This window comes from Nonomuraea coxensis DSM 45129 (assembly GCF_019397265.1).
In the GTDB taxonomy this organism is placed as follows: Bacteria; Actinomycetota; Actinomycetes; order Streptosporangiales; family Streptosporangiaceae; genus Nonomuraea; species Nonomuraea coxensis.
On the sequence record NZ_CP068985.1, the window covers coordinates 6,643,225 to 6,661,385 of the forward strand.

The window sequence follows — 18,161 nt, forward strand, 5'->3', positions numbered from 1 at the left end:
GTCCGTCCTGGCTACGCGCCGGTCGCGATCGGGCGGGTGGGGTCGGTCACCCAGTGGGACCAGGAGCCGACGTAGAGGGCGGCGGGCAGCCCGGCCAGCTCCATGGCCAGCACCTCGTGGGCAGCCATCACGCCCGAACCGCAGTAGGCCCCGGCCGGTACGCCCTCCCCCGCCCCGAGCCCGGCGAAGCGGGCCCGCAGCGCCGCGGGGTCGAGGAACCTGCCGTCGGGGCCGACGTTCTCGGTGGTCGGCGCGCTCACCGCGCCCGGGATGTGCCCGGCCATCGGATCGACCGGCTCGGCCTCGCCCCTGAACCGCTCCCCCGACCTGGCGTCGAGCAGCACACCGGCGCGGGCCAGCGCCCCGGCCTCCTCCGCGGTCAGGACCGGCAGGCCGCCGGGCCGGGCGGTGAAGTCACCCTCGGCCGCACCGGGGGCCTCCTTGGTGAGCGGCAGGCCGGCAGCCGTCCAGGCGGGCAGACCGCCGTCGAGCACGCGTACGTCCTGGTGACCGAAGTAGCGCAGCGTCCACCAGGCGCGGGCGGCGGAGGTGGAGCCGGCGTCGTCGTAGACCACGACCGGCCGCCCGTCGCGCACCCCGAGGCGGCGCATCGCGGCCTGGAACGCGTCCGCGTGCGGCAGCGGGTGACGTCCGCCACCGCCCGGCGTGGCGGCGAGGTCGCGGTCGAGGTCGCAGAAGACCGCGCCCGGCAGGTGGCCCTCGCGGTAGAGCTCCACGCCGGGCGGGCCGCCGAGCCGCCAGCGTACGTCCAGCAACGTGACGTCGTGGCCGAGCGCGGCGAGGTCGGCGGCGGTGATCAGCGGGCCAGTCACGGGCGTACCTCCAGGAGCGGGACGTTCTGCTCGGCGGCGGTCATCGAGCCGTGGTAGCCGGTGAACAGCGCCTCGATGCGGTGGCGGGAAGGGGCGGTGATGGCCAGGCCGTCGTGCGGGACGGCCACGACGTCGCCGATGCGCTCCAGCCACTCCTCGCGTACGCGGGGGCCGAACCAGCCGGAATCCACCGCCTCCTGGCGCGAGACCACCCACGCCTTGCCGTGGAAGGTCTCGGCCCACGCCTCCAGCACGTGGCGGGCGGCGCCCGGCTCGGCGTAGACGTGCCTGGCGCGCGCCTCGCCGCCGAGCAGCGCGACGCCCTCCATCAGCTCGGGGACCTGCTCGGCATCCACCTTCTCGGTGGCGTTGACCATGCCGTGGTCGGCGGTGATGTAAAGGGCGGAGCCCGGCGGCAGGCCCTCGGCCAGCCGGACGGCCATGTCGTCCACGAGGGCGAGCTGACGCAGCCATTCGTCGCTGCCCCAGCCCACCATGTGGCCGACGGAGTCGAGGTCGCCGTAGTAGACGGTGACGTGGGCGTGGGGCTCGCGCAGGGCCTCGTGCACCCGGGCGATCCGCTCGTCGACGGTGTCGGCCGCGAGGTAGCGGACGCCGCGGAAGACGGCCCTGGTCAGGCCGGTGCCCTCGAACTCGGCGGGGGCCACGTAGCTCGGCAGGACGCCGGCCTCGGCGGCCCGCTGGTAGACGGTCTTGGCGGGCTGCCACTGCTCGGGGTCCATCGTCAGGCCGCCGGGGAGAGTCCAGCGCAGGCAGTTGAACAGGTGGCCGGTGCCGGGGACGGCGAGGGTCAGGCCCAGCATGCCGTGCTCGCCGGGCGTCATCCCGGTGCCGAGCGAGCACAGGCTCGTGACGGTGGTGGCCGGGAATCCGGCCGTGAGTGTGCGTCCGGCCAGGGAGGACAGGAACGGGGCGGCCTCGGGGTGAGCGCGCAGCAGGTCGGCGCCCAGGCCGTCCACGAGGAACAGGCAGACGCTTTCGGCGGGCGCAAGAGTAAGGCGAGCGTTCTCAGGACGGGCGGACTCGGGAACTCCCAAGGCGGCCAGCAGAGCACCGGGCAGGTCGGCCAGCGACCCCCCGCCGTAGCCTGGCAGCAGCATGCCCACATCCTAGCCGTACGGGGGGAGACGGCCAGGGACACGACCCGGGCAGGCCAGGACTGCTGCTCACGGCGGCATTCGGCGGCGCGCGGCAGACGGGCTCCCGAACGTGGCGAACACGGCCAACGCGGCCATGTTGCGCGCCCGTCCGACAGAGCGGGCCCCCGAGCGCGACGACGTTGCGCGGCGGGCGGCGGAGCCGGGCCCCCGGGCTCGGGGGCGAGGTCAGGCGCCGGCGGTGCGGGCGGTGGCCTCGGACAGGGCCTTGGCGAAGGCCAGGACGTGCGCGACCGCCTCCGGCCCGTCGGCCGCCTCGCTGACCCGGAGGGACAGGTCGTCGGCGGTGATGGCGCCGGTGTAGCCGTGGTCGGCCTCGCAGTTCTCGTCACCGCAGGTGGCGGGTTCGAGATCGACGTGGGAGATGGCCCCCCAGCCGATGGTGAGCGTGACCTCGGTGGGCGGCACGCCCGGGACGTAGGAGGCGGGGTCGGGGACCACGCGGGTGACGGCGACCGACTGGACGCGGCTCAGCCGGACGGCCTCCGTGGTGGTCGAGGCGTGGGAGGTCGAGACGCCCTCGACCGCCGGATGCTCGTCGGTGTGGCAGACCAGCAGCCGCGTCGCCGTCAGCACCAGGACCGTGACGTGCCTGCGCACCTCCATGGCAGGATCGAACGTGGCCTCGTGATGCACCACGAACGCGGTCACGGCCTCCTTGCCCAGCGCGGATTCGACCGCATCGGTGACGAGGTCGGGATAGTAGCCGCTGCGCTCGATCGCTTCACGCAGGCCCGCGGCTGAGACTCGGGTTTCCCTCATGGCTCCATCCTGCCAGGGGTCGGCCGTGCACTCACCGCCCGGATATAACGCTCTATAACGTCTTTCGGACAGGCAGCAAGGGGCACATCGGCCGCGTGTTTCGCCGCAAGCCGAAGACGTCCGCGCCCACGGCAGGCCCTGACGGCCCTGACGGCCCGGCTGACCGGAACCACCGGAATCACCGGGACGACAGGGGCGAGCGGGACAGCACGGATCACGACAACCTGCGCGGACCGCCGTCGAGCCGCGGCCCCGCCGGGGTGCGGAGGGTCGCGCGGGCCCCGAGGATCATCACGCTCGACTCGCCGACCAGCACCTGGTCGAGATCCAGGCGGGCCACCTCGGGCAGGTCGTTGGCCAGGCGGCCGACACGTACGAGCAGGTCCTCCAGGGCGTCGACGGCGACGGGCGGGTAGCCGTACTCGCCGAAGAGCAGCGGGGCGGCGCGCACCGACCGGACGAGGGCAGTGGCGTCCTCCGCCGTGAGCGGCGCCAGGCGGTAGCCCTGGTCCTGCAGGAGCCGCGCGGTCACCTCGCCCAGCCCGAACGACACCACCGGCCCGAACGCCGGGTCCTCGACCACCCCCACCACCGTGGGCACGGCGGGCTGCGGCGCCATCCGCTGGACGGCCAGCACCTTCGCGCCGAGCTGGTCGGCGAACTCGGCGTAGGCGTGCCGGACCATCTCGGGGCCGGTCAGGCCGAGGCGTACGGTGCCCGCCCGGCGGGAGGCCCCGGGGTCGGCCACCTTGAGCACCACCGGCCAGCCGAGGCGTTCGGCGGCGGCCGCGGCCTCGTCGGGCGAATGCACCACCTCGGAGGGCCACACGGTCAGGCCGTAGCAGGAGAGCAGCTCGGCCGCGTCGATCTCGACCGGCGGCCCCGGCTCCGCGAACGCGGCCGAACGCACCCCACGCCGAGCCCCAGCGACCTCCACAACGGCCTCCCCAGTGGCCTCCGCCGCGGCCTCCGCAGCGGGTTCCGTCGCGGGCTCCACGGCGGGTTCCGTCGCGGGCTCCGGAAGGGGCCTGGGACCGGCCTCGGAGACAGGCTCCGAATCGGGCGCGGGAACGGGCCCGGAACCCGGCGCGAGCTCCGACCCCGGCGTGGGCCCGGACTCGGTGGTGGGCTCGGACTCGGTGGTGGGCTCGGCCCTAGGCGCCGGCGCGGTGGCGGCCTCGGACGCGGGCGCGGACCCGGGCCCAGCTGCGGGGGCTGGGGCGGGGGCGAGGGCGGGGCCGGGCACGGCGGCGGGCTCGGGAACCGGCTCGGGGGTGGGAGTGGGCTCGGAGGCGGTCAGAAGGGTGTGGATCAGGGTGCGGGCGCGGTCGGGGTCGAGATCGTCGAGGGCGGGCGGCGGGGTGGCGGGCTGGGCTCGCCAGGCCGCGTACCTGACCGCCTGGGCGAGGGCGCGGACCGCCTCCTCCGGGGCCGCGTACGAGGGGATGGACCCCCGCGCCGGCGCCGGCCGCTCCCGCGGGGACCCCGGCTCGGTCACCTGGAGTGCCGGATGCATCCCCAGATGCCCCTCGAACGTCGTCAGCACCGGCTTGCCGCTGCCTTCGGACACCCGCAGCAGCTCGGCCGCCACGGCCTCGGCGTCACCCGGCAGCGGCGGCATGTAGATCACGACGGCGGCGTCCACGCCGGCGGAGGCCAGCTCCCCCTCCAGCGCCGCCCCGAACTCGGCGGCCCCCGCCGCGGCCCCCAGGTTGACGGGGGGACGCGGTTCGAGGCCGGCCGCGAGGCAGGCGTCGGCGGCGAGCAGGCCGAGCGCGTCGGAGTTGGTGACCAGCGCGACCCTGGGCCCGGCGGGCAGCGGCTGGTAGGCGAGGAGCTGCCCCACGTCGAAGAGCTGGATGAGGTCGTCCACCCGGATGAGGCCCGCCTGCGCGAACAGCGAGCTGATCGCCGAGTCGGGCAGCCCCAGCTCCTCTGCCGAGTGCCCCGAGGGCGTGCCGCCGCTCTTGACCACCACGACCGGCTTGCCGCGGCTGATGCGCCGGGCCAGGCGGGTGAACTTGCGCGGGTTGCCCAGCGACTCCAGGTAGAGCAGGATCACCTCGGTCGCGTCGTCCTCCTCCCAGTACTGCAGGAGGTCGTTGCCCGACACGTCGGCCCGGTTGCCCGCCGAGACGAACGACGAGATGCCCATGCCGCGCTGCGCCACGCGCTGCAGCAGCGCGGTGCCGAGGGCGCCCGACTGGCTGAAGAAGCCGACCTTCCCCCGGCCGGGGACGGTGGCGGCGAGCGTGGCGTTGAGCCGCACGGCGCGGTCGGTGTTGGCGATGCCGAGGCAGTTGGGGCCGACCACGCGCAGCCCGTAGGAGCGGGCGGTGCGCGCCAGCTCGTCCTGCCGCTCGCGGCCCTCCGCGCCCGTCTCGCCGAACCCCGACGACACCACGACCAGCCCGTGCACGCCCTTCTCCGCGCACTCCTCGACGACGTCGAGCACGCTCTCCGCGGGCACGGCGACCACGGCGAGGTCGACGTCGCCGTCGATCGCGGTGACGCTCGGGTAGGCGCGTACGCCCGCCACCGCCCGCACCTCGCGGTGCACCGGGTAGACGGGGCCGGTGAAGTCGGCGGCCAGCAGGTTGCGCAGCACGGTCTGGCCGACCCCGCCGGGTTCGCGGGAGGCGCCGATGACGGCCACCGAGCCGGGCGTGAGCAGCCGGGCGATGGAACGGGACTCGGCGCGGTGCTCGCGGGCGGTGGTCACCTCGGCGGAGGTCTCGGTGGGGGTCAGGTCGAGCGTCATGCGGACGACGCCGTCGGCGAACCGGCTCTGCGCGGTGTAGCCCGCCTGGCGCAGCACGCCCATCATGCGCATGTTGGCGGGCAGCACGTCGGCGACGAAGGTCTCGATGCCGTGCTCGCGGGCGGTGGCGGCCAGGTGCTCCAGCAGCACGGAGGCGACGCCGCGGCCCTGGTGGGCGTCCTCGACGAGGAAGGCGACCTCGGCCTCGCCCGGGCCGGTCTTGTCGTAGCGGATGACGGCCACCATCTCGGTGCCGATCGTGGCGATCAGCGCGACGCGGTCGACGTAGTCGACGTTGGTGAAGCGCTCCACGTCGCGGTCGGACAGGCGCGGCCGCGGGCCGAAGAACCGGAAATAGATCGACTCGTCGGACAGGCGCGAGTAGAAGGAGCGAAGGCGGTCCGCGTCGGCGGGCCGGATGGGGCGTACGTGCGCGGTGCCGCCGTCGGCCAGGACGACGTCGGCCTCCCAGTGGGCCGGATATTGTGCCTCCACAGCAACGAGCGTAAACCCGCATCCCAAATGCCAAGACCGGAGGGCGTTTTGGGCAACGCTTGTGCATCGACTCCCACCTCGTGTCGCCGGTCAGCCCCACGGTCGGCCTGGAAGCTGTTAGTTTTGCCGTGGCCAGGGTCGTTCTGAAGGCAGCAAGGTGGTGGCATCATGACGCGGGTCGTCGTGGTGGGCGATCTCATGACCGACGCGGTGGCGCGCGCCCGTTATGCGCTCGCCAGAGCGAGCGACACCCCGGCGGTCGTCACCATGCACGGCGGCGGGTCCGGGGCCAACATCTCCTCCTGGCTTGCCGTCGAGGGCGCCGAGGTCGCCTTCATCGGCCGCAGGGGCGCCGACATCACCGGCCGCAACCGCGACATGGAGCTGATGGGCTACGGCGTCGACGCGCGCCTGGTCATGGATCCCGAGCGGCCCACCGGCACCTGCGTGGTGCTCGTCACGCACAAGGGCGAGCGCACCATGCTCTCCGACCCCGGCGCCAACGCCGCGCTGTCCCCCGAGGACCTGCCGCGCGACCTGTTCACCTCGGGCGCCCACCTGCACCTGTCCGGCTACACGCTGATGAACGAGGGCTCGCGCGAGGCGGGCTTCGCCGCGCTCGACATGGCCAGGCGCTCCGGGATGTCGATCTCCGTAGACTGCGCCTCGTCGGCGCCGCTGGAGCGCACCGGGGCCGAGCCGTTCCTGGAGTGGACCAACGGCGCCAAGCTGCTGTTCGCCAACATCGACCAGGCCAAGGTGCTGACCGGCCGCGACGACGCCGAGGCGGCGGCCAAGGTGCTGACCGCGTGGTTCCCGCAGGTCGTGATCAAGATGAACAAGGAGGGCGCGCTGTGGTACAGCAACGGCCGCCCCGACCCCGTGCGGGCCGCCGCCGAGCCGGTCGAGAAGATCGTGGACGGCACGGGCGCGGGTGACGCGTTCTGCGCCGGGTTCCTGCCGCCGTGGCTGGAGGGCAAGCCGCCGGCCGAGTCGCTGGCCTCGGGCTGCCGGCTGGCCGCCAAGGCGATCATGCACCTCGGCGCCCGCCCGCCCTTCTAGCCGTTCCCGCCCTTCGAGGCGCTCTCTCCCCGCTAGCCGTTCCCGCCCTTCGAGCCGCTCTCTCCCCTCTAGCCGCTCTCTCCCTTCGAGGCGTTCCCGCCCTTCGAGGCCCTGCCAACGGCCGCCCAGCCCCCCGTGCGGAGGGCGGCGGGAGCGGCGGTGTCAGCTGACCGTGGCGAGGGCCAGCGGCAGCACCGCGGGCGCCCCCGCGTGCCGGACCAGGGCCGTGGCGAGGGTCATCGTCCAGCCGGTGTCGACGCGGTCGTCCACGAGCAGCACCGGGCCGCCGCACTCCGCGACGCGCCCCGCGAGGTCCTTGGGCATGGCGAGCGTGGCGCGGATCGCCTGCACCCGCTTGGCGCTGTTGAACTGCTGCCCGGGCGAGCCCGCCCGGTAGCCCAGCTCCCCGAGGTAGGTCAGCCGGCCGATCTGCGCCAGACGTTCGGCGAAGGAGCGTACGAGCTGCGGCCGCGACGCCGACGGCAGGCTGACCACGGCGACCGGCCGCTCCCGCCAGTCCCAGGCGGCCAGCACCTGCACCACGGCCCGCAGCAGGTCGTCGGACACCGGGCCGTCGTCGCCGTGGAACAGCTCGCGCAGCCGGTTGCCCCATCCGATGTCTGTGAGCCGGCCGAGCGCCCGGCCCGGCTCGGCGCCCAGCTCGGGCTTGATCCGGCCGGACAGGTCGGGCAGGCCGGTCGGCCACTGCCGGCGCGCCTCCAGCTCGACGCCGGGGCGGCTCAGCCGCTCGCGGGCCTGCTCGACGGCCTGGGGGGCGATGTCGGGCGAGCGGTGCCTGCCGGTGCAGTTGTCGCAGCGGCCGCAGGGGCCGGCCGTGTCGTCGTCGAGGTGCCGGCGGAGGTAGTGCTCGCGGCACTCGGTGGTGGTGAGGTAGCCGAGCATGGCCTCCTGCTCGGCGCGGCGCTCGGCGGCGATGCGGGTGTAGCGCTCGGTGTCGTACGCCCACTCCTCGCCGGTCGCCTCCCAGCCGCCCTTGACCCGCCGGACGGCGCCGTCGACGTCGAGCACCTTGAGCATCATCTCCAGCCGGCTCCGGCTGAGGTCGACGGCGGTCTCCAGCGCGGGCGTGGACATGACGCCGCGCTCCTCCAGCGCCGCCAGGGTGGCGCGGACGACGGGCTCGGGCGGGAAGGCCAGCGAGGCGAAGTAGGCCCAGATGTCGCGGTCCTCGGCGCCGGGGAGCAGGATGACCTCGGCCCGCTCGACGCCGCGACCGGCCCGGCCGACCTGCTGGTAGTAGGCGACCGGCGACTGCGGCGCGCCCACGTGCACGACGAACCCCAGGTCGGGCTTGTCGAACCCCATGCCGAGCGCGCTCGTCGCCACCAGCGCCTTGATCTTGTTGTTGAGCAGCGCCTCCTCGGCCGCGAGCCGTTCGGCCGGATCGGTCTGGCCCGAGTAGGCGGCCACCTCGTGGCCCTGCTCGCGCAGATGGCCCGCGACCTCGTGGGCGGCGGCCACCGTCAGCGTGTAGACGATGCCGGAGCCGGGCAGCTCGCGCAGCGTCTGGGCGAGCCAGGCCAGGCGCTGCTCGGCGGTGGGCAGGCGGACCACGGACAGGTGCAGGCTCTCGCGCTCCAGCGGGCCGCGCAGCACCAGCGTGTCCTCGCCCATCTGCTCGGCGACGTCGCGGGTGACGCGGGCGTTGGCCGTGGCGGTGGTGGCGAGCACGGGGATGCCGGGCGGCAGCTCCTCGAACAGCTGGGCCAGCCTGCGGTAGTCGGGCCGGAAGTCGTGCCCCCAGTCGGAGATGCAGTGGGCCTCGTCCACCACGACCAGCCCGGCGCTCTCGGCCAGCTCGGGCAGCACGTTGTCGCGGAAGTCGGGGTTGTTGAGCCGCTCGGGGCTGACCAGCAGCACGTCGACCAGGCCGTCGGCGACCTGGCCGTAGATCTCCTCCCAGTCCTCCGGGTTGGCGGAGTTGATGGTGACGGCCCTGATGCCGGCGCGCTCGGCGGCGGCGATCTGGTTGCGCATGAGCGCGAGCAGCGGCGAGACGATGACCGTCGGCCCCTCGCCGAGCTCGCGCAGCAGCGCGGTGGCCACGAAGTAGACGGCCGACTTGCCCCAGCCGGTGCGCTGCACCACGAGCACCCGCCGCCGGTCGACGACCAGCGCCTCGATGGCGGCCCACTGGTCGTCACGGAGCACGGCGTGCTCGCCGGCCAGCGCGCGCAGGCGCTCCTCGGCCTCGTCGCGCAGCACCTCGGCATCGGGGGCATCAATCATGCCCTCCTTGTTACCAGCTCCCTCCGACGTTTCGCGCCTCCACGCCGGAACAGGACCGCCGCGCCGGACGTTGATGTGCACGAACCCCCCGTCCACCAGGTGGCGACATGCATCCAGGCATCCCCGCTCGGTTCCCCGGTGCTCCTCTCGTCTGGACGACGGCCCTGATCGCCGTCCTCGTCCTGGTCCTCGGCGGATGCAAGGGCGAGTACGAGCCGCCAGGGCTGCCGTTGTCGCTGGAGTGGGGGCCCGACGGGCTGCAGATCACGCCCGAGGCCAAGGTCGTCACCCCGCTCGGCGCGTTCACGATCGGGGCCGACCTGCCGCCGGCGGCCGGGGACTCCTTCCTGCTCGTCGTACGGCAGGCGACCCCGGACGGTCCGCGCGACCTGGTGTACCGGGTGGACGAGCCAGGCAGCGCGGTGGACGTGCTGGTGAACGGCACCACCGTCGTCCGGGTCGCCGGCCGCCAGGTGTTCCTCGACGCCACGCGGGGCGAGATCCAGTCGATCGAGTTCCGGCCCGCCGCCCCGGCCGCCGCCCGGCAGGGGGCGAACCACTTCGCCGAGCAGTGGCGGAAGTACTGGGAGGACTGCTGGTACACGCCACTGGCGCTGGCGAGCTGGGCCTACGACGACTCCCCGGTGGACGGTTTCTTCGACTTCGTCTGGTTCGTGATCCGGCTGGCCCTGGCGATCGCCCTGGGCCTGCTGGACGCGCTCCTGACAGTGGGGTGCGCGCTGGCCGGGGCCGCGTACATGTTCTACGGCCCGGCCGGGCGCAACATCGCCTACGGCCTGGAGATCCTGGCGATCCCCTTCCTCCCGAGGATCCTGCGCTGGGTGACGCGCCTGTTCTAGCCCCTACCCGTCGGCGTGCTCGGGGAAGGCGTTGATGGTGACGCGGTGCATGCGGCGGCGTTCGGTGTAGTCGGCGACCGCGTAGTGCTGGGTGGGGCGGTTGTCCCAGAAGGCGAGCGTGCCTGGACGCCACTGGAGGCGGCACTGGAACTCGGGCGAGCGGATGTGGTCGATCAGCAGCGGCAGCAGCGCCTCGTTCTCGCGGTCGGTGAGGCCGACCAGCCGGGTCGTGGACGCGCGGTTGACGAACAGCGCCTTCCTGCCGGTCTCGGCGTGCACCCGCACCACCGGCCGCTCGATCGGCGGCCATTTGGCCTGGACCTCGGCCAGGTCGAACGGATGCCCCTTGGAGATGGCCTTCCTCATCGACATGGTGATGTCGTGCACGGCGGTCAGCTCGTCGCACAGGCGCTGGAGCGGCTTCGAGAGCGACTCGTAGGCGAGGTAGGTGTTCGCCCAGCAGGTGTCGCCGCCGACGCCCGGGAGCTGGACGCAGCGCAGCAGGGAGCCCATCGGCGGGGTGGGCTCGAAGGTGTTGTCGCTGTGCCACTCGTCGCCGCCCTCGCCCTTGGGCGAGGTCTGGTCGAGCACGTGGATGGGGCTGCCGGCGTCCTTCTTGAACGCGGGGTGGTTGAGCGTGCCGAAGTTCAGGGCGAACTGCAGGTGCTGCTCGTCGTCGATGTGCTGGTCGCGGAAGAACAGCACGAGGTGCCTGAGCCAGCCCTCGCGCAGGGTCGCGACCTCTTCCTGCGACAGCGGCTTGCGCAGATCGACCCCGGTGACCTCGGCGCCGATGTGCTTGGTCACGGGACGGAACTCGATCATGACGTCTCCGAGTCAGGGGATCCGGTGTCCCGAACGTACGACCCAAGCGCTTGCTTGGTCAAGGGCGCTCGTCCCGCGCACCCGTCGCGGGCACCCGAATACCTTCGGCACAATGTTCGACATGGCCCGACGCACGACAGCACCCCCGCCAGAGGACTTCGAGGAGCGCATCGTCGACATCGACGTCTCCTCCGAGATGCGCACGAGCTTTCTGGAGTACGCCTACTCGGTGATCTACCAGCGGGCGTTGCCCGACGCGCGTGACGGCCTCAAACCCGTGCAGCGGCGCATCCTCTACTCGATGGCCGAGATGGGCCTGCGCCCCGACCGCGGTCACGTCAAGTCCTCGCGCGTCGTCGGCGACGTCATGGGCAAGCTGCACCCCCACGGCGACTCGGCGATCTACGACGCCCTCGTCCGCCTGGCGCAGCCCTTCTCCATGCGCCTGCCGCTCGTCGACGGCCACGGCAACTTCGGCTCGCCCGACGACCTGCCGGCCGCCATGCGTTACACCGAGGCCAGGCTGGCCCCGGCGGCGATGCTCATGGTCGAGTCCATCGACGAGGACACCGTCGACTTCAAGCCCAACTACGACGGCCAGGAGACCGAGCCGGTCGTCATGCCGTCGGCCTTCCCCAACCTCCTGGTCAACGGCACCAGCGGCATCGCGGTCGGCATGGCCACCAACATGGCGCCGCACAACCTCGTCGAGATCGTCGCCGCCGCCCGCCACCTGATCAAGAAGCCGGACGCCACGCTCGACGACCTGATGGAGTTCGTGCCCGGCCCCGACCTGCCGACCGGCGGCACGATCATCGGGCTCCAGGGCGTGCGCGACGCCTACGAGAGCGGGCGCGGCACCTTCCGCATGCGGGCCAAGTGCACGATCGAGCAGATCACGCCGCGGCGCAAGGGCATCATCGTCACCGAGCTGCCCTACAACGTGGGCCCCGAGCGCGTCGTCACCAAGATCAAGGAGCTGGTGACCAGCAAGAAGCTCCAGGGCATCGCCGACCTCAAGGACCTCACCGACCGGCACAAGGGCCTGCGCCTGGTCATAGAGATCAAGAACGGCTTCATCCCCGAGGCCGTCCTGGAGGAGCTCTACCGGCTGACGCCGATGGAGGAGTCGTTCGGCATCAACAACGTCGCGCTCGTCGACGGCGAGCCGCGCACGCTGGGCCTGCGCGAGCTGCTGCAGGTCTACGTCGACCACCGCGTCGAGGTCGTACGCCGCCGCTCGGAGTTCCGGCGCCGCAAGCGCGAGGAGCGCCTGCACCTGGTCGACGGCCTCATCGTCGCGCTGCTCAACATCGACGAGGTCATCCAGGTCATCCGTTCCTCCGACGACTCCGCGCAGGCGCGCACCCGCCTCATGGACGTCTTCGACCTCACCGAGATCCAGGCCGCCTACATCCTCGACACGCCGCTGCGCCGCCTGACCCGCTACGACAAGCTGGAGCTCGACGCCGAGAAGGAGACGCTGACCGGCGAGATCGCCAAGCTGACCGAGATCCTGTCCTCGGAGGCCAAGCTGCGCCAGGTCGTCTCCGGCGAGCTGGCCGACGTCGCCAAGAAATACGGCACGCCGCGCCGCACCGTCCTGCTGGACGCCGCGGGCGTCAGCCGCACCGCGGTGGTCGAGCTGCAGGTCGCCGACGACCCGTGCCTGGCGCTGCTGTCGTCCACCGGCCTGCTGGCCCGCACCGCCGACGCCACGCCGCTGCCCGGCGAGGGCGAGCGGTCCGCGCACGACGTGCTGGTCTCGGCGGTGCGCACCTCCGTACGCGGGGAGGTCGGCGTGGTCACCTCGCTCGGCCGGCTGATCCGGGTGCAGGTCGTGGACCTGCCGACGCTGCCGGCCACGGGCGCCCCGCCGTCGCTGTCCGGCGGCCACCCGGTCTCCGAGTACGTCTCGCTGCAGCCCGACGAGCGGGTCGTCGGGCTCGGCTCGCTCGATCCCGACGGGCCAGGGCTGGCGCTCGGCACCCAGCAGGGCGTGGTCAAACGGGTGGTTCCCGACTATCCGGCCAACCGCGACGACTTCGAGGTGATCACCCTCAAGGACGGCGACACCGTGGTGGGCGCGGTCGAGCTGGAGTCGGAGTCGCACGACCTCGTGTTCATCTCCTCCGACGCGCAACTGCTGCGCTACCCGGCCTCGCTCGTACGCCCGCAGGGCCGCCCGGCCGGCGGCATGGCGGGCATCCGCCTGGACGGCGGCTCCCGGGTGATCTGGTTCGGAGCGGTCGATCCCGAACGGCCCGCCGTGGTGGTCACCGTGGCCGGCTCGTCCACGGCGCTGCCGGGCACGCAGGTCGGCGGCGGCAAGATGTCCGACTACGCGGAGTTCCCCGCCAAGGGGCGGGCCACGGGCGGCGTGCGGGCGCAGCGTTTCCTCAAGGGCGAGGACGAGCTGCTGCTGGCCTGGGCCGGGCCCGCACCGGCCAAGGCGGTCTCGTCCGTGGGCAAGCCGGTGCCGCTGCCGGACGAGCTGGGGCGGCGCGACGGCTCCGGCATCCGCCTCACCCACACCATCGGCGCCGTCGGCGGCGCCCTCGCCGCCGGCCCCGGCCCCGGCCGCCCGGCCTCGGACGCGAGGCCGGCGGAGGAGGAGGACGAGTAGGCGGGCCGCCCGGCGGCCGGGCCAGGGGGCGGCCCCGGCCCCCGGGGTGAGGGCCGCCGGGTCACCCCATGGGCAGAGTTAGGCTCACTGGGGTGACGTCGTGGAAAGAGCATGCGATCTGGTGGCACGTCTACCCCCTGGGCTTCACCGGCGCCGAGCCCGTGGCCCTGCCGCCCGGCGCGCCCGTACGCCACCGCCTGCGCGCTCTGGAGGGCTGGCTGGACTACGCCGTCGAGCTGGGCTGCTCGGGCCTGCAGCTCGGCCCGATCTTCGCCTCGGAGACCCACGGCTACGACACGATCGACCACTTCCGCATCGACCCCCGCCTCGGCGACGACGCCGACTTCGACCGCCTGGTGGCCGCCGCCGGCGCCCGCGGGCTGCGGATCGTCCTCGACGGCGTGTTCAACCACGTGGGCCGCGGCCATCCGCTGTTCGGCGATCCGGCCCACGCCCACTGGTTCGTCCCCGAAGGGGAGGGGCACCGCACGTTCGAGGGTCACCACGGGCTGGTGACGCTCGACCACGAGCATCCCGACGTGCTCGACCACGTCGTCCGCGTCCTCGACCACTGGCTGGGGCGCGGCGCGTCCGGCTGGCGGCTGGACGCCGCGTACGCGATGCCGGCCGCGTTCTGGCGGCGGGCGCTCGCGCGGGTGCGCCCGCGCGATGCCGAGGCGTGGTTCGGCGGCGAGGTGATCCACGGCGACTACGCCGCCTACGTGGCGGAGAGCGGCCTCGACTCGGTCACCCAGTACGAGCTGTGGAAGGCGCTCTGGAGCTCGCTCAACGACGGCAACTTCTTCGAGCTGGCCTGGGCGCTGAAGCGGCATGACGAGCTGCTGGAGACGTTCACGCCGCTGACGTTCGCCGGCAACCACGACGTGACGCGGCTCGCCAGCCGCCTCGACGACGGGCGTCACGTCGGTCACGCGCTGGCCGTGCTGTTCACGGTGGCCGGGCTGCCGAGCGTCTACTACGGCGACGAGCAGGGCTTTCGCGGGGTCAAGGAGGACCGGCCCGGCGGCGACGACGCGGTCAGGCCCGCCTTCCCAGGGCGGCCCGAGGAACTGGACCCGGCGGGGTGGCCGGTCTACCGGCTGCACCAGCGGCTCATCGGGCTGCGCCGCCGTCATCCGTGGCTGGCGCGGGCGCGTACGAACCTGCTCCATCTCACCAACACCGCCGTCGCGCTGGAGGCGGCGGGCCCCGGCCGCGTCCTGACCCTGCTCAACGTGGGCGGCGAGCCCTGCCGGTTCCCGCTGGAGGCGGCGGGCCTCGCCGTCGCGGAGTCCTCGGACGGGCCCGCGACCGGCGGCGACCCGTGTCTCGTCCCCGCGCACGGGTGGAAAATCCTCACTCTGTCCTGACTCAGGCTGTTATGAAACCGGGGCGGCCACCGATCACAGAGGGAGAGAGCGCTCTCCAAATCGGGAGGTATCCCCGTGTTCCGCAGCAAACCCCCCTTATGGGCGACCGCCCTGGCCTTGCTGGTCCCGCTTCTCGCCGCGCCGGCCGCCCCCGCGCGGGCCGCCGCCGACCTGCCGGTCCTCGCCGACTTCGAGTCCGACGCCGTCCCCTCCGGCGTGTACGCCTGGGGCAACGACGCCGCCTCCACCCCCACGCTCACGATCGAGCCCGGCGCGGCCCGCCCCGGCGCCCCGGCCGCGAACCGGGTGCTGAGGAGCGGCTACGCCATCAGCCAGTGGGGCGGCTGGTCGCAGGACCTGACGGCCACCCAGGACTGGTCCCCGTACGAGGGCTTCTCCTTCTGGGTGAACGGCGAGGGCTCCGGCCGGCGGATCTTCTTCGAGATCAAGGACGGCGGCTCCGGCCCCGGCGCGGCCGAGCTGTTCGAGTCGTCGTTCACCGACGACGCCGCCGGCTGGCGGCAGGTCAAGGTGCCGTTCGCGGACTTCACCCGCCGCGCCGACTACCAGCCGGGCGGCGCACCCACGGACGGCGAGCTGGACCTCCTCGCCATGTGGGGCTACGGGATGCGCCTGCCCACCGCCGCCGGCTCCCTGGAGTGGGACCAGGTCGAGCTGTACGGCACCGCTCCCCCGCGGCCCGCCCGGCTGAGCACCGACCGGCCGGTCTACCCCGTCGGCGAGCGGTCCGAGGCGAAGGTGAGCGTCACGGTCACCACCGCCACCGGCGCGCCGCTCGCGGACGGGCTCGCCGTCACGTACCGGACCGGCTCCGGCACCGCCACCCCCGGCGCGGACTACACGCCCGCCGAGGGCACCCTGACCTTCCCCGCCGGCACGGCGTCCGGCTCGTCCCGTTCGTTCACCGTCACGATCCTCAGGGACGGCGCCGACGAGGTGGCCGAGACCATCCCGGTCGAGCTGTCCGGCGCCGGCGTCCGGCCGCCCGCCGAGGCCCCGGTCATCGTGATCGACGCGCACGGGCTGCCGTACCTGGACGCGCGCAGGCCCGTACGCGAGCGCGTCGCCGACCTGCTCGGCCGGATGACGCTGGAGGAGAAGGCCGGCCAGATGACGCAGGCCGAGCGCATGGCGCTGGCCAGGCAGAGCGACATCGCCGCCTACCACCTCGGCTCGCTGCTGTCCGGCGGCGGGTCCACGCCCACGCCCAACACGCCGCGCGCCTGGGCCGACATGGTGGACGCCTTCCAGCTCCAGACGCGCCGTACCCGGCTGCAGGTGCCGCTGATCTACGGCGTGGACGCCGTCCACGGCCACAACAACGTGGCCGGCGCGACGATCTTCCCGCACAACGTCGGCCTGGGCGCCGCCCGCGACCCCGGCCTGGTGGAGAAGGCGGGCGAGGTCACCGCCCGCGAGGTCAGGGCCACCGGCGTCCCGTGGAACTTCGCGCCGTGCCTGTGCGTGTCGCGCGACGACCGCTGGGGCCGCGCGTACGAGTCGTTCAGCGAGGACCCCGCCCTGGTCTCCCGCATGGCCACGGTCATCGACGGCCTCCAGGACAACGGCGTGCTGGCCACCGCCAAGCACTACGTGGGTGACGGCGGCACCGCCTACGGCTCCTCCACGACCGGCGACTACACGATCGACCAGGGCGTCACCAGGGTCAGCCGGCAGGAGCTGGAGGACGTCCACCTGGCGCCGTTCGCCGTGGCGGTCCGGCGTGGGGTCGCCACCGTCATGCCGTCGTTCTCCAGCGTGGACCTGGGCGCCGGGCCGGTGAAGATGCACGCGCACCGGGAGCTGCTCACCGGCGTGCTCAAGGGCCGGCTCGGCTTCAAGGGCTTCGTGGTGACGGACTGGCAGGCGATCGACCAGATCCCCGGCGACTACGCGAGCGACGTGCGCACCTCGGTGACCGCCGGCGTCGACATGGTCATGGTGCCGTACGCCTACCCGGAGTTCACCGGCACGCTCAGGGCCGAGGTCGAGGCCGGCCGGGTGCCCATGGCGCGGGTGGACGACGCCGTGGCCCGCATCCTGACCCAGAAGTTCCGCCTGGGCCTGTTCGAGCGTCCGTACGCCGACCGCACCCACCTCGGCGACGTCGGCTCCGCGGCGCACCGCGCGGTGGCCCGCACCGCCGCCGCGAAGTCCCAGGTGCTGCTCAAGAACGACGGCCGCCTGCTGCCGCTCAGCCGCACGTCCAAGGTGTACGTGGCCGGCTCGAACGCCGACGACGTCGGCAACCAGAGCGGCGGCTGGACGATCAGCTGGCAGGGCTCGTCCGGGCCGATCACGCCCGGCACGACGATCCTGGAGGCGATCCGCGACCGCGCCGCCTCCGTGACCTACTCGCCCGACGCCTCGGCCGGCCTGGCCGGGCACGACGTGGGCGTGGTGGTCGTGGGCGAGACCCCGTACGCGGAGGGCTTCGGCGACGTCGGCCGCCAGGGCCGCACGCTGGAGCTGTCGGCCGCCGACCGGGCCGCGGTGGACCGGGTGTGCGGGGCCATGAAGTGCGTCGTGCTCGTCGTCTCCGGCCGGCCGATGCTGCTGGGCGACCTGTCGGGCGTGGAGGCCGTGGTGGCGGCCTGGCTGCCGGGCACCGAGGGCGCCGGCGTGGCCGATCCGCTGTTCGGGGCGGTGCCGTACACCGGGCGGCTGCCGTTCACCTGGTTCCGCACGGCGGAGCAGATCCCGATCAACGTGGGCGACGCCGCCTACGACCCGCTGTTCCCATACGGGTGGGGACTGCGGACCGATCCGGCCCGCGACCGGCTCAAGGCGGCGCGCGACCGGCTCGCCACCGGCGACGGCCCGGCCAGGGCCGCGGCGGCGGCGCTGACGCCCGCCCTGGCGGGCCGGAACTGGACGGCCGGCGGGTCGGTCCGTGACGCCCGCGCGGTCCTCGCCGCCGTGGGCACGGCGGCCACGCTGCTCGAACGCTCCCGCACCGCCGCCTTCGCCCAGTCCGACGCCGTCGTCTCGGTGGCCAGGGACCTGGCGCAGGACGCGGACCGGCGGGCCGACCTCCAGGCGGCGGCGGACCACGAGCTGGCCGCCGGCCACCTGAGGAAGGCGGTGGACCTGCTGGCGCGGGCCGCCCGCTGAGGCC

Annotated in this window: 11 protein-coding genes; 5 read left to right on the top strand and 6 right to left on the bottom strand. The window is 73.6% G+C overall.

The annotated features are described in order from the left end of the window. Positions 1 to 11: 11 nt before the first annotated feature. The 4 genes from Nocox_RS43380 to Nocox_RS43390 form a co-directional block, all read right to left on the bottom strand. Positions 12 to 833: a sulfurtransferase gene (locus tag Nocox_RS43380; RefSeq protein WP_020541965.1), complete on the bottom strand. Its 822-nt coding sequence runs from the start codon at positions 831 to 833 to the stop codon at positions 12 to 14. Beyond that, complete coding sequence (locus Nocox_RS43385) at positions 830 to 1,954, bottom strand: alkaline phosphatase family protein (RefSeq protein WP_033408462.1); 1,125 nt, start codon at positions 1,952 to 1,954, stop codon at positions 830 to 832. The genes Nocox_RS43380 and Nocox_RS43385 overlap by 4 nt, the downstream gene beginning before the upstream one ends. 225 nt (positions 1,955 to 2,179) lie before the next feature. Next, positions 2,180 to 2,773, bottom strand: a complete 594-nt coding sequence (locus tag Nocox_RS31160; protein ID WP_020541967.1) for a DUF5998 family protein — start codon at positions 2,771 to 2,773, stop codon at positions 2,180 to 2,182. Between the two features lie 214 nt (positions 2,774 to 2,987). Beyond that, positions 2,988 to 6,029 (bottom strand): GNAT family N-acetyltransferase, encoded by a 3,042-nt coding sequence (locus Nocox_RS43390; RefSeq protein WP_020541968.1) that lies wholly within the window; start codon positions 6,027 to 6,029, stop codon positions 2,988 to 2,990. A gap of 168 nt (positions 6,030 to 6,197) precedes the next feature. On the opposite strand from Nocox_RS43390, the gene Nocox_RS31175 reads away from it, so the two are divergent. Then, on the top strand, positions 6,198 to 7,091 hold the full coding sequence (locus Nocox_RS31175; protein ID WP_020541969.1) for a carbohydrate kinase family protein: 894 nt from the start codon (positions 6,198 to 6,200) through the stop codon (positions 7,089 to 7,091). A gap of 162 nt (positions 7,092 to 7,253) precedes the next feature. Here the strand turns inward: Nocox_RS31175 and Nocox_RS31180 are convergent, their stop codons facing one another. Further along, positions 7,254 to 9,341, bottom strand: a complete 2,088-nt coding sequence (locus Nocox_RS31180; protein WP_033408463.1) for a RecQ family ATP-dependent DNA helicase — start codon at positions 9,339 to 9,341, stop codon at positions 7,254 to 7,256. Between the two features lie 107 nt (positions 9,342 to 9,448). Here Nocox_RS31180 and Nocox_RS31185 point away from each other — a divergent pair, with 107 nt between their 5' ends. Beyond that, positions 9,449 to 10,201, top strand: coding sequence for a hypothetical protein (locus tag Nocox_RS31185; protein ID WP_020541971.1), 753 nt, complete (start codon positions 9,449 to 9,451; stop codon positions 10,199 to 10,201). Positions 10,202 to 10,204: 3 nt separating this feature from the next. Here the strand turns inward: Nocox_RS31185 and Nocox_RS31190 are convergent, their stop codons facing one another. After that, complete coding sequence (locus Nocox_RS31190) at positions 10,205 to 11,026, bottom strand: TauD/TfdA dioxygenase family protein (RefSeq protein ID WP_020541972.1); 822 nt, start codon at positions 11,024 to 11,026, stop codon at positions 10,205 to 10,207. Between the two features lie 112 nt (positions 11,027 to 11,138). Here Nocox_RS31190 and Nocox_RS31195 point away from each other — a divergent pair, with 112 nt between their 5' ends. The 3 genes from Nocox_RS31195 (at position 11,139) to Nocox_RS31205 (ending at position 18,157) form a co-directional block, all read left to right on the top strand. After that, positions 11,139 to 13,652: a DNA gyrase/topoisomerase IV subunit A gene (locus tag Nocox_RS31195; RefSeq protein ID WP_020541973.1), complete on the top strand. Its 2,514-nt coding sequence runs from the start codon at positions 11,139 to 11,141 to the stop codon at positions 13,650 to 13,652. Between the two features lie 92 nt (positions 13,653 to 13,744). Continuing rightward, positions 13,745 to 15,022, top strand: a complete 1,278-nt coding sequence (locus tag Nocox_RS31200) for an alpha-amylase family glycosyl hydrolase (protein WP_020541974.1) — start codon at positions 13,745 to 13,747, stop codon at positions 15,020 to 15,022. Positions 15,023 to 15,139: 117 nt separating this feature from the next. Continuing rightward, entirely contained in the window at positions 15,140 to 18,157 is a 3,018-nt protein-coding gene (locus Nocox_RS31205; RefSeq protein ID WP_020541975.1) for a glycoside hydrolase family 3 N-terminal domain-containing protein, read from the top strand. The last annotated feature ends 4 nt before the right edge of the window (positions 18,158 to 18,161 follow it).